The following is a 12,581-nucleotide window of genomic DNA, read 5'->3' on the forward strand; positions in this document are numbered from 1 at the left end:
TCGAAATTCTATCATACTTTATTCTTATTAAAATCAACAAGTACAAATTTCTAAATTTATTTCTAAATCGATCATTTTTCCGAGTTTACCACTTGATTTTTGTCAGAATTAGCAATAAAGTTTAGTCATAATACTAAGAATAAACACTTTTTTATTGTTAATAGCTCAATTTCTTTTGCCCGGCAGCTTTTTTAAGCGGGAAAATTAGAAATTGTTAGGGAAAAATTGCTTTTTTTAAAAGTTTCGATTTTTTTAATAACAAGCGTTTTTATTTCTTGAGGAATTGATATATTATTATATCAGAACTGTTTGATACGCGTAGCATATATATCTGACATTTCAATCTTTTTATTATGAGGAGCTTAGTAAACCCGTGAGAATCGAACACCTAGAGATCTTTGTAAACGCCGCGCAGACGCAGAGCTTTACCAAGACTGCACAAAACATGAACATGTCCCAGCCAGCGGTTTCCCTGGCCATATCCTCAATCGAGAAGCAACTGGGCTACCAGCTGTTCAGCCGCTCCCGCCGCAAGATGCTGCTGACCCCGGCCGGCCGATCCTTATATAACAGCATCAAGAACGAATTGAACGACTATCGGACCGCTGTTTCCAAGGCCAAGCGGATCGCTATGTCAGAGGGGCAAATCACCTTGAAGGTCGGCTTAATCGGGATTCTGGCCGAACAGCTGATGCTGCCTGGCCTCATCCGCCAGTTCCGCAGGAGCCGCGACACCGTCAACATCGAATTCTTCGTTGAAAGCAGCCCGGTTCTCTTTGAGAAGCTGGCCTCCCACGAGCTTGACCTGGTCTTATCAACTCCGGAAGCCATGCCGAAATTCCCGGACTTCACCGCCTACACGATCGGCAAGTTGAAGTGGTGCACCCTGGTGCCAAATGACCACCCTCTGGCTGAAAAGGACCTGCTTTCAGAAAAGGACCTGGACGGCAAGGACCTGGTCTTCCTGGACCTTTCTTGTTCATCACCGCTGATTACCTTAATGCAGGACCGGATTGAAAAGAACTGCAAGCAAAGCCGGATCTTCTTTGCCAACAATGTCGTAGCGCAAACCATGATGGTTTACACCCAGCAGGGCCTGGCTATCCAGCCGTACACCGGCCCGCTTGATGACGACAATTGCGAAGTCAATGGCCTAAAGCGGGTTCCCCTGGACGTCAAGGTCAGCTCAGACCTGACCCTCTTCACTTGCAAGGACGTCCTCAACGAACACGTCCTGGACTTGATGAACTGGCTCAAGGCACAAAAGCTGGGCTAAGATTATAAGTATACAAAAAATGCTCATCGGTTGATGAGCATTTTTTATTGCTGTTTTTTCGCCTTGAGTCATTTGATTTCATTAAAGGACTTATTGCAGTAGTTGATCAACTGCCGCATGTCCTGCTTGCCCCAGTTCCAGGCCCGGAATTCCTTCAAAAATTCCTCTGAGCAATAGTTTAAGTAGTTGTCCTCTGCTTCTTCCAAAATCTGCCGGGGATCCATGGCCTTGATTTCCGCCAGCCGGCTTTGTCTGATATAAGCCGGGTCGTTTAAGAGAGACTTGCGGCTGACCGGCTTTAACTGGCAGCCCCAGCTGGCTGCCCGGGCGCTTGCCAGGTGCAAGAAGGCAGCGTTGTGAGTAATGCAGTCCTGCAGGATCTGCTGGCCCCGGCCAGATTGTCTGGGCATCTCCAGGCTAAAGCAGTACTGCCGGTCTAAAGTCAGAAAAAGACCGTGATTGTCAAGGCACTCAAACAGCTTTATCTGGTGCAGGCCTACCAGGTCAAGCGGCTTGTGGCGCATGATAAAAAAAGAGAAATAGGCGTGCGAGCCAAAAGACTGGACGTACTGATCAGACATTCCAATCTGCCGGCAGAGCTGCTTTTTAATAGTCAGTTCGTGGGCCGGCTCCTTCTTTCTCAGTTCATGAACCAGGCGACGACATGTCTTCTTTTTTAGCAAGACCCAGCCGGCAGCAGCGTCATAAACGATCGTCCGGTACTTGCCCAAAAGCAGGTCCATCTGGAAGTCGTAGGCCGCGACCGTCTTCGGATTTATCTGGTAGTTTTCATCTGCCTGGGCCGCTATTTTCCCGCTAGCCAGTAAGGCAGGCAGATTCTGCCGGTCAACCACCGCCACATTCATATCGCAAATTTTCTTTCTCGTTCTCATTTTCTCCTAAATAAGCTCCTAACACTATTTACCGTTTATATGTTGTTATTTTTCTCCTGGTCTAATTTAACAAAAAGGTCTTTGTGAAGCAAGCGGTTTCATTAATTTCGGCCAACTTTTACCATCTTTGTATGCGCTTCCGGTATTGGTTGATTTTCCAGCCGGGGACGTGTAGAATATTTTCCGTAAAAGTCCGCTTGTTTTTATCCGGACAAGTCAAGTTTTGCTAGAAGGAAAATGAAAATTTGCAAGTCGACCTTATCTCACTGACAATCTCAGGGCTGGTCCTGCTGGTCTTGATCCTCAACATTCTCTATTCCCCGGCCTTCAACCGCCTGGACCGGAAGCTGCACAAGAAACTGGTGCGGACGCAGAAGAATATTTTTTGGAAGATCATCGCCTTCATCAACGAGCCCAAGCTGGTCATTGTCTGGGACGTCTTGATTGCCGGCCTGCTTTTAAACGAAGACAATTACCGGCTCGGCCTTTGGGTCCTGGCTACCTTAGGCGTGACCGATGCCGCCGGTTTTATCGTCAAGCACCTGGTCAAGCGGAGCCGCCCTCATGCCCACCTGTCTGAAGAAGAAGGCTACAGCTTCCCCAGCGGCCATGTCTTAGGGGCAACGACCATGTGCCTGATCCTTTACGCCCTGCTCAGACGGGAATTTGACCAGTTCTTTGCCCTAATTCTTTTGGTCTACTGGCTTTTTGTGGTTATCTCCCGCCTCAACCTCCGGGCCCACTACCCGTCAGACGTCCTGGGGGCCGTGGCCTTGTCGGTCTTTTGCTTTACAGTAGTGCAGACAATCTATGCTGCCCTCTTTTTGAAGTAAAAGATAGTACATAACAGAGACGATAACGATATATTAGTAGCAAAAAATCCAGAGTTCTAACTTAACAGAACCCTGGATTTTTTATTTTGCAGCTTATTAATTGTGAAAGCCGACCATGAGCCCCCCTCTTTCCGCGTAGAAAGAGCACAGGCCCCGCATTGGCCGGATGGTAATCTCAGCCTCCGGATATTCTGCTAGCAGCAGTTCCTTCAGCTTCTCAGCATCAGCTTCGTTTTCGCAGTGGTCAATCACGACCCGACCGCCCTGGTACTTCTCTTCCTTCATCTGCTTGACCAGTTCCCGCAGGGCCTTCTTCATCCCTCTGGCCTTGGTCAAAGGCTGCAAGTCACCGTCAACGCTGGCCGTCCCGATTAAATTGATCTTCAGCATCCCCGCAATTTTGGCCACGGCTGGCGACACCCGGCCGTTTAAGGACAGGTTTCGCAGGGACTGGAGGACGAAAAGCAAATGCGTTTTGGTCCGGTACTCGGCAATTCTGGCTTCCAAGTCAGCAAAGCGGAGCTTGTCATCTTTAAGAATGCTTTCGATCCCTTCCAGGATTACTTCCAGTTCCGGACCGGCTGACCGGGAGTCAACGACCACGATCTGGGCATGCGGGTGGGTCTCTAAATAGATGTCTCTGGCCTGCAAGGCGGAAGAGTAGGTCCCCGACAAGCCGCTGGTAATCGTCACGATCACTGCCTTCTCGCAGCCCTCCAAACTGTCCAGCCAGCGCTGAATGCTTGGCGCGGCAGTCTTGCCTGCCTCCCGGCTGGCCTCCATCTTGTTCAAAAAAGCGCCCATGTCCAGCTGCTCGTCATCCAGCCAATTTTCCTGGCCGATGGTTAAAGTCAGGGGCACGACCTCAAGGCCGCGGCTTGGGTCAGTCAAAGTATTGGCGCTTGAATCAACTATCAGTCTCACGTTTTCCATAATATTATCCCGATTCTACATTGTCTCTGGCAGCTTTTCCTGCCTTGTCTGTTTCTAAATCTATTTTAACAGTTTTTCCTTAACCGGGGGATTTTTTCACTAACCGCTTTCAAACTTAGATTTTTACCAAACTTTCTTAGCAAAAAGTAAAATTTGTAAAAAAGCGGTTTTTGGAATCGTTTTCAAAAAACTAGCTGTTTACGGATTCACAAGCTTATACTATAATGAACTTGTAAATAATTACAGAGCGAATGCTCTTGCTGTCGGAGAATTCCTCCGCCAGCGTATTTTAAGGAGGATTTTTTAATGACCAAGGTTGTTATTGAAAACGTTCATGCTAGAGAAATCTTTGACTCACGTGGTAACCCAACTGTTGAAGTTGAAGTTACTTTGTCAAACGGTGTAGTTGGCCGCGCTGAAGTTCCATCTGGTGCTTCAACTGGTGAAAACGAAGCTGTTGAATTGCGTGACGGTGGCTCACGTTTGGGCGGCAAGGGTGTTATGAAGGCTGTTAACAACGTTAACACTGCCATCAACAACGAACTGCAAGGTGCAGACCCATTCAACCAACCAGCTATCGACAAGGCTATGATCGAACTTGACGGTACTCCAAACAAGGGTAAGTTGGGCGCTAACGCTATCTTGGGTACTTCAATGGCTACTGCTGTAGCAGCTGCTAAGGCTACCCACCAACCTCTTTACCGTTACCTTGGCGGTACTGACTTGTCAATGCCTCAAACTTTCCACAACGTTATCAACGGTGGTGAACACGCTGACAACGGCATCGACATCCAAGAATTCATGATCACTCCAGTTAAGAAGACTTCATTCCGTGACGGCTTCGAAAAGATCGTTAACACTTACCACACCTTGAAGAAGGTTTTGGAAGAAAAGGGTTACGAAACTGGCTTGGGTGACGAAGGTGGTTTCGCTCCTAACATGAAGGACTCAGAAGAAGCTTTGAAGGCTTTGCACGAAGCTATCGAACGTGCTGGTTACGTTCCTGGCGAAGACATTGCCATCGCTTGTGACTGTGCCGCTTCATACTACTACAACAAGGAAGACGGCAAGTACCACCTGGAAGGCAAGGTTCTTGACGGTGACCAATTGGCAGAATACTACGACAAGTTGCTCGCAGAATTCCCAGAATTGATCTCAATGGAAGACCCATACGACGAAAACGACACTGAAGGTATGGTTAAGTTCACTCAAAGCCACAAGGACCGTCTGCAAATCGTTCTTGACGACTTTATCTGCACCAACCCACGTTTGCTGGAAAAGGCCATCAAGGAAGGCGCAGGTAACGCTTCATTGATCAAGCTGAACCAAATCGGTACTGTAACTGAAACTTTGGAAACCATCCGGATTTCACGTAAGCACGGTTACAACACCATGATTTCTCACCGTTCAGGTGAAACTGGTGACACCTTCATCGCTGACTTCGCTGTTGCTACTAACGGCGGCCAACTGAAGACTGGTGCCCCAGCTCGTTCAGAACGTGTTGAAAAGTACAACCAATTGTTGAGAATTGAAGAACAACTCGGTGACGGCGAACGTCTCGACTTCTTCCCAGCTCAAGACTAATCATTAAAAGATTAGCTCAAAAAAGATCCGCATAAGCGGATCTTTTTTTGTACGCAAAATTCCCCTGGAGAATTGACAGCTTTTCCCCTGCTCTTTATACTAGTAATGATAATTTGGACCGGTCACGGCCTGCCCTGCCCTTTCCAGGCACTTGTTGTACTCCTCACCCTGGTAATTCCATTTGCCTTCCTGGCATCCCCATGGGCTTATTGCTGGCTGTGGCGTTACCAATACTCCCACACTCATGTGGACCACAGTTCTGCAGAATAATATTTGACAAAAAATAATACGCTCAGATCAGCTTGATTTGAGCGTATTTCTTTGCTTTATTCTGCCGTCTTGATGACCAGCTTGCGGCCATCCAGGGTCCCCTGGAGCAGCTGCTTGATCAGTTTCTTGGCATTTTTTTGCGACCGGGACAAGAGGCCGGACTTTTTGGCCACGCCTGTCGCCTTCTTTAAGGCCGCCTGCTCAGCCTTGGTAATATCTTCTTTTTGGTTCCAGTTAAAAAGAGCATAGCTCTGGTCATAGAACTTGATTGAGGACGGGTCGATCTTCTTGTCCAGCAGCTGGCTTTGCGGCAGGGTCACGGTTACCTGCTCCTGATTGACTTGGACCTTGATATCCTTCACCTTGACCCCGGCTTTAAAGTTGGCCGTATAGACCATAGTGAAGCCTTTTTTAGTGATAAAAGGAATCTGCCCGTTGGACAGCTTGTAGATGCCGGTATAGGTGTACTGTTCAGTCGCCAGCTCCCCGATCGCCTTCAATTTGGCGGAAACCGTGGCCACTGTTACCTGGTCCCGGCTTTTCTTGGGCAGATGCTGGCCGATCATGATCCCGCCAGCCAGAAAGGCCACGGCGATCAAAAGGGCAGCCAGCTTTTGGAGAAATCCGGTCCTTCTGCCGGACCCTTTATCTGTTCTTTTTTGCAAAAAAGTCCCTCCTTACGTGCCCCCTATCATAGCAAGGGCGGCTGGAAAAAACAATCAAGAAGCCGGCGATTTCTAAATATCTTAGCAATTTGCCCCCAAAAAACTTCTCTTCTTAGCTTTATACGGATATCTGGCTATTTTACCTATTTTTACAATCTTTTTCATGAAAGTTGTCATTTTCTATTGCATCAGCCTCCCTTTTGCGCTAAAATTAAAAACCAATAAGAGATTTAATTTCAGATTTATCTTTACTTTTATTTTTAAAGGAGCAAATCAAAATGAGGACGAGGACTTACCACCACCGAACATAGCACCATCCACGATGGTGACTGAAGCTGTTTCATTGCAAGGCGAGGACTGGCAATGAAAAGCTGTCACAGTCATAAGTCGCTCATTGGCTCCAGTATTTCAATTACTGTCAACTTGATTAATTTTAAGTACTCTTGCCCGGAACTTTGCCGCTTGTCAGCTCTTCATTGCTTGTGTCCTTTTAGACGAAGGATTAAACATGAACAAGATCATCGAAGTTAAGCATCTGAAGAAGAATTACGGCGACAAGGAAGTTCTCAAGGACATCAATGCCGTCATCGAAAAAGGAAAAGTCATCACGGTTATTGGTCCATCCGGTTCAGGCAAGAGTACTTTTTTGCGCTGTCTGAACCTGTTGGAAAAGCCGACCAGCGGCCAGGTCATTTTTGAAGGAACGGAACTGACCGACCTTAAAGAAGAAGAGCTGGACCAACTCCGGCAGAAGATGGGCATGGTCTTCCAAAGCTTCAACCTCTTCCCTAACATGTCCGTCATTGAAAACGTCAAGCTGGCGCCGATGAAGGTCAAAGGGATGAGTGACCAGGAGGCCGGCAAACTGGCTCATGAACTCCTGGCAAAAGTTGGCCTCGATGACTTTGCTGACCACTCCCCGGCCAGCCTGTCCGGCGGCCAGCAGCAGCGGGTTGCTATCGCCCGGGCTTTAGCCATGCAGCCGGACATGATGCTTTTTGACGAACCGACCAGTGCCTTAGACCCGGAAATGGTCGGGGAAGTCTTAAAGACCATGCAGGATTTAGCCCAAACTGGGATGACCATGGTTGTGGTCACCCACGAAATGGGCTTCGCGCGAAAAGTCGCTGATGAGGTCTGGTTCATGGCTGACGGTTATCTTTTGGAACAGGGCAGCCCCGACCAGGTCTTCGACCACCCGCAAAGTGACCGGGCCAAGGACTTTTTGGCAAAAATTTTGGAAGCCTAGCTAGCAAAGGAAGAATGAAGCAAGATGAAGAAACTTATTAAAATTATGACCGCCCTCCTCCTCTTGGCCGGGCTCTTTACCGCGGCAATTCCAGCAGTTGATGCCGCCAGCAGCAAGAAAGTGGCCAGTGGCACGGTCATGAAGAAGATCAAGAAGTCCGGCAAATTAGTTGTCGGCATGTCCGCTGACTACCCGCCATTGGAATTTACCAAGAACGTCAACGGCAAGAACAAATTTGTCGGCGTCGATGTTGAACTGGCCAAGCAGATCGCCAAGGACCTGGGGGTCAAGCTGGAAATCAAGAACATGGACTTTGACTCCCTCCTGGTTGCCCTGGAAACTGGCAAGATCGACGTGATCATTTCCGGGATGACCCCAACGGCCGAACGGAAAAAGAGCATTGACTTCTCCAAGATCTACTACGCGGAAAAGTCCGACTACTTTGTTATCAACAAGACCAACAAGGCCAAGTATACCAGCACTGCCTCCTTTAAAGGCAAGACGGTTGGTGCCCAAACCGGGTCGCTTCAGTACACTTCCTTGAAGAAAAACGCTGCTAAGAGCGGGATCAAGGTCAAGGGTCTGGCCAAGATTAGCAACCTGCTCATGGCGCTTAAGTCCGGCAAGGTTGATGCTGTTTTATTAGGTGAACTGAACGCCAAGACTTACGCCACTAACGACACTTCCCTGTCTTTGGTCAAGTCCAGCCTCAGCCAGGCCCAGATGGGCAATGCCGTTGGGGTGGCCAAGGGGCAAGGCGACCTGGTCAAGGCCATCAACAAGACCATCAACAACTGCCAAAAGCAGGACCTGTTTAACAAGAAGTACATCCCGGCCGCTGCCAAGGCCATGAAGCAGGCCTCAAGCAAGACAAGCAACTCCATGAGCAAGTACGCCAGCTACTTCGCGACTGGCCTGGGCTACACCATGATTATTACGATTTGCTCCATCACGATTGGTTTAGTCCTGGGTGTCATCTTCGCCTTGATGCGTCTGTCTAAGAACAAGCTTTTGCACGCCATTGCCGTTTGCTACATTGAGTTCCTTCGGGGCACTCCCCAGATGGTTCAGATCATGTTTGTCTACTTCGGGGTCGGGATGCTGATCAAGAATATGCCGGCCCTGGCCGCCGGGATCATCGCTATTGGCCTTAACTCTGGGGCTTACGTGGCTGAAGACATCCGGTCCGGGATTAATTCCGTGGACAAGGGGCAAACGGAAGCTGCCCGGTCCCTGGGGCTCAGCCAGGCCAAGACCTACCGCTACGTGGTCTTCCCGCAAGCCTTGAAGAATATCTGGCCAGCCCTGGGCAATGAATTCATTACCTTGACCAAGGACAGCTCCCTGGTCTCCGTCATCGGGGTCGGGGAATTGATGTACGAGACCGGCCTGGTCCAAACCGCGACCTACCGCGGGGTCATGCCGCTTTTTATCACCATGTGCATCTACTTCGTGGTCACCTTTATTTTGACCCGTCTGCTCAACTACTTTGAACGGCGGATGAACCTGACTTCAAGCCGGGCATAAAGACAATAGAAACAAAGAAACTGGAAACCTAGATTGGCTTCCAGTTTTTATTTTGCATATAGGGCAATAATTTGCCGCATAAGGGGGGTAACCACCCGGTCTTTGCGCCAGACCAGCTGCAGGCGGGTCCGCCACTTAGCCGAGTCAATTGGGTAGATGTGGCCTTTTGCATAAGTTTTGGCGATTGATTCCGGCACCAGGGCAATCCCCAGGCCAGAGTCACTCCAGCGGATGGCGGTTCTAGAATCATCGCACTTGACCACAAAATTTGGGGTGAGGCCTTTTTCCGCGAAGGCTTCCTTAAACATGCCTTCAAAGCGCCGGTAGATGACCAGGGGCTGGCCGGCCAGGTCCTGCAGCCTTACTTTTTCCTTGTCAGGGAAAAAGTCCTGGCAGGTAACCGCGGTCATCGGCTCATCGCTGATATCAACAAAGTTCAAGTTGACCCGGTTGTAGGGAGTGCGGACGATGGCCAGGTCCAGCAGGTTGCCCTGCAGCTTGTCCAGGATGCCAAAAGTGTTGTCTTCGTAGATGTCAAAGGAGACGCCGGGATGCTGGCGGGCAAAAGCCGTCAATTTGGCGGAAGGAAGCTCGCCGATTGAAGAAGAGACGGAACCTAATTTAACCCTTCCCCGCCCGCCCCGATCCAGCTCCGTAATTTCGGTTTGGACGTTTTTGGCTAAGGTCAAAATCTGACCAGCATAATCGCGCAGTTTTTTTCCTGCTTCGGTCAGTTCAATTCCATAAGGCTGACGGATAAAGAGCTTAGCCCCCAATTCCTCCTCTAATTGCTTTAACTGGTAGCTGAGGGCTGGCTGGCCGACAAAGAGCCGCTTGGCCGCAGATGTAATCTGCCCTTCCTCGGCTACGACCAGAAAGTAGTTGAGCTGCTTGAAATTCATTTTCTTCCTCTCTTTTTAATGATCTTTGAGCTTAGTAGATATCAACTTTTTAGATATCTAACATCATAAAACAGTATTTTATTTATATCAACCTGGGGGCTACAATGAACAGTGAGAAAAATAACTTCTAAATGTAACACGTCACGACTGAAGAATAATTACAAGGAGATCTTTGCATGAAAGTAAAAGGCTTGACGCAGGCTGACGCTGACCTGCGCTTAAAAAAAGACGGACTCAACCAGGTGCCGGAGCCGGAATTCAGCTTCTGGAAGGAATTTGCCGGCAAGCTTTGGAATCTCAGTGCCTGGATTCTAGAGGTGGCCCTCCTCCTGGAATGCGCCCTGGGCAAGTGGATCCAGTCCCTCTTCGTTTTGCTTATGCTGCTCTTTGCCGCCTACAACGGGGCCACGCAGAAGAAGAAGTCCCGCAAGGTCCTGAGTTCAATTTCCCAGCAGCTGACCCCGGTTATCGCTGTTTTAAGAGATGACCGCTGGCAAAAAATTGACTCCAAATACCTGGTAGTCGGCGATATCGTCAACCTGCAAAGAGGGGATATTTTAGCCGCCGACATTGACCTTTTGGACGGGAACTTGACCTTAGATGAATCCTCAATTACCGGGGAAGCCAAAAATGTCCATAAAAAAGCCGGGGCGACAGCTTTTGCGGGCACGACCGTCATGGACGGCGAGGCCCTGGGCAGAGTCAGCGCGACCGGGACCAATTCCAGAAGCGGGCAGACCATCAACTTGATCAACACGTCCGCGGCACCTGGCCACCTGCAGCAGCTTTTGACCAAGATCATCTACTACCTCTGTCTTTTGGACGGGGTTTTGACCGTCATCCTCTTGATCGCGGCCGTGATCCGGGGTGAAAACATCTTGGAAATGCTGCCCTTCCTGGCCATGATGTTCATCGCTTCTATTCCAGTAGCCATGCCGTCAACTTTTGCCCTCTCCAATTCCTTTGAGGCCACCCGCCTGTCTAAAGAAGGAGTTTTGACCAGTGACTTAACCGGGATTCAAGACGCGGCCAACCTGAACCTGCTCTTACTGGACAAGACCGGGACCATTACTGAAAACAAAACGGCTGTCGCCTCTTTTACTAATTTTTCAAAACTCTCAGATGAAGAAGTCTTGGCCTTGACCAGCCTGGCCATCGACCAACGCAACCAAAGCGTGATCGACCTGGCTTTAATAGACTTTCTGCAAGAGAAAAAGATAGCAGTTAAAGAAGCAGAAGCCTTTACCCCCTTCACTTCCAGCCAGGGCTATTCTGAAGGGCAAGCAGACGGCCATAACGTCAAGCTAGGTTCAGTCAAGCAGCTCAGCAAGATTGACCCGGCTGTTTCTGAAAAAATGGCGGCTGTCGACCTCACCCTGGGCCGGTCAGTCGGGATTTTGCTCGACGACCGTTTGGCGGGAATTTTTATCACTAAAGACAAGGTCAGAACTGATTCAAAAGCCGCTCTGGGTGAACTGGTCAAGCGGGGAATCAAGCCGATCATGCTGACCGGGGACAACCAGAAAACCGCGGCCAGCGTGGCTAAAGAAGTCGGCTTGACTGGCAAGGTCATCTCGATTAGCGACTTTAAAGAGGGGGTAAAGGCAGAAGACCTGGCCGGGATCGCCGACGTTTTGCCAGAAGACAAGCTGGACATGGTCAAGTACTTCCAAAAGGCTGGCTATATCGTCGGCATGACCGGGGACGGGGTTAACGACTCCCCTGCCCTCAAGCAGGCCGAAGTCGGCATCGCTGTATCAAATGCTGCTGACGTGGCCAAAAAGAGCAGCAAGATGGTCCTTTTGGATGAGGGCCTGAGCCCTATCGTCAAGATCCTGGATGCCGGCCACCGGGTTTACCAGCGGATGACCACCTGGTCTTTGACCAAACTGGCTAGAACTGCTGAACTGACCATGCTCTTGACCTTCTCTTATCTTATTTTTGGCTACCTGCCGATGGCCTTAAATGCCATGGTCATCTACACGATCATGAACAACATGGTCACCATGATGATCGGGACCGACAAGACTCACATCACTTACAAGCCAGAGAACTGGGACATGGGCAAGCTGGCTAAAATTGCCTTCTCCTTGGCCGGAGCCTGGACAATCATCGGTTTTGTCTTTGTCTCTGCCTTAACAAGGGCCGGAGTAAATCATGATCAAGTTGGCACCATGGTCTACGTCTTCTTAGTTATGAGCGCCATGATGATCGTCTTGATCACCCGGACCAAGCGCTTCTTCTGGCAGTCTGCCCCATCTAAGCCGGTAGCCAGTGTCCAGATCGCCGATATCCTTTTGACCTGCCTTTTAGCACTTTTGGGCATCGCCATGCCGGCCATCGGGATTAAGGAGCTCTTGACTTCTTTGGCCGTGGCCTTCCTGGCTGCCGTATTGATCGACCTGGTCTACCAGCCGGTCATGAAGAACAAGTAACAAATAAATGTGTG

General features: G+C 49.4%; 10 protein-coding genes. 6 read left to right on the top strand and 4 right to left on the bottom strand.

What is annotated here, in order from left to right:
- Positions 1-373 precede the first annotated feature (373 nt).
- A complete protein-coding gene (locus ACLUXO_RS01615) occupies positions 374-1,276 on the top strand; it encodes a LysR family transcriptional regulator (RefSeq protein WP_279189608.1) in 903 nt (300 codons plus the stop codon).
- Between the two features lie 68 nt (positions 1,277-1,344).
- On the opposite strand, the gene ACLUXO_RS01620 is transcribed toward ACLUXO_RS01615, so the two are convergent.
- Positions 1,345-2,142: a hypothetical protein gene (locus tag ACLUXO_RS01620; RefSeq protein WP_279189610.1), complete on the bottom strand. Its 798-nt coding sequence runs from the start codon at positions 2,140-2,142 to the stop codon at positions 1,345-1,347.
- 272 nt (positions 2,143-2,414) lie between these two features.
- Here ACLUXO_RS01620 and ACLUXO_RS01625 point away from each other — a divergent pair, with 272 nt between their 5' ends.
- On the top strand, positions 2,415-3,002 hold the full coding sequence (locus tag ACLUXO_RS01625) for a phosphatase PAP2 family protein (protein WP_279189613.1): 588 nt from the start codon (positions 2,415-2,417) through the stop codon (positions 3,000-3,002).
- A gap of 96 nt (positions 3,003-3,098) precedes the next feature.
- Here the strand turns inward: ACLUXO_RS01625 and ACLUXO_RS01630 are convergent, their stop codons facing one another.
- Positions 3,099-3,935: a DegV family protein gene (locus ACLUXO_RS01630; protein ID WP_412136058.1), complete on the bottom strand. Its 837-nt coding sequence runs from the start codon at positions 3,933-3,935 to the stop codon at positions 3,099-3,101.
- Between the two features lie 306 nt (positions 3,936-4,241).
- Here ACLUXO_RS01630 and eno point away from each other — a divergent pair, with 306 nt between their 5' ends.
- On the top strand, positions 4,242-5,519 hold the full coding sequence (gene eno, locus ACLUXO_RS01635) for a phosphopyruvate hydratase (RefSeq protein ID WP_002879863.1): 1,278 nt from the start codon (positions 4,242-4,244) through the stop codon (positions 5,517-5,519).
- A 326-nt stretch (positions 5,520-5,845) separates the two neighbouring features.
- On the opposite strand, the gene ACLUXO_RS01640 is transcribed toward eno, so the two are convergent.
- Positions 5,846-6,454 carry a DUF4230 domain-containing protein gene (locus ACLUXO_RS01640; protein ID WP_412136059.1) on the bottom strand — a complete coding sequence of 203 codons (609 nt, stop codon included), beginning with the start codon at positions 6,452-6,454 and terminating at the stop codon, positions 5,846-5,848.
- A gap of 508 nt (positions 6,455-6,962) precedes the next feature.
- Between ACLUXO_RS01640 and ACLUXO_RS01645 the strand changes: the two genes are divergently transcribed.
- Together ACLUXO_RS01645 and ACLUXO_RS01650 are read left to right on the top strand one after the other, a co-directional pair.
- Positions 6,963-7,703 (top strand): amino acid ABC transporter ATP-binding protein, encoded by a 741-nt coding sequence (locus tag ACLUXO_RS01645; protein WP_412136060.1) that lies wholly within the window; start codon positions 6,963-6,965, stop codon positions 7,701-7,703.
- Between the two features lie 24 nt (positions 7,704-7,727).
- Positions 7,728-9,230 carry an ABC transporter substrate-binding protein/permease gene (locus ACLUXO_RS01650; protein WP_412136061.1) on the top strand — a complete coding sequence of 501 codons (1,503 nt, stop codon included), beginning with the start codon at positions 7,728-7,730 and terminating at the stop codon, positions 9,228-9,230.
- Positions 9,231-9,277: 47 nt separating this feature from the next.
- Here the strand turns inward: ACLUXO_RS01650 and ACLUXO_RS01655 are convergent, their stop codons facing one another.
- A complete protein-coding gene (locus ACLUXO_RS01655) occupies positions 9,278-10,132 on the bottom strand; it encodes a LysR family transcriptional regulator (protein WP_412136062.1) in 855 nt (284 codons plus the stop codon).
- 176 nt (positions 10,133-10,308) lie between these two features.
- Between ACLUXO_RS01655 and ACLUXO_RS01660 the strand changes: the two genes are divergently transcribed.
- Positions 10,309-12,567 (top strand): HAD-IC family P-type ATPase, encoded by a 2,259-nt coding sequence (locus tag ACLUXO_RS01660; protein ID WP_412136063.1) that lies wholly within the window; start codon positions 10,309-10,311, stop codon positions 12,565-12,567.
- The last annotated feature ends 14 nt before the right edge of the window (positions 12,568-12,581 follow it).

The organism is Lactobacillus delbrueckii subsp. bulgaricus (genome assembly GCF_046938665.1).
GTDB classification, from domain to species: Bacteria; Bacillota; Bacilli; order Lactobacillales; family Lactobacillaceae; genus Lactobacillus; species Lactobacillus delbrueckii_C.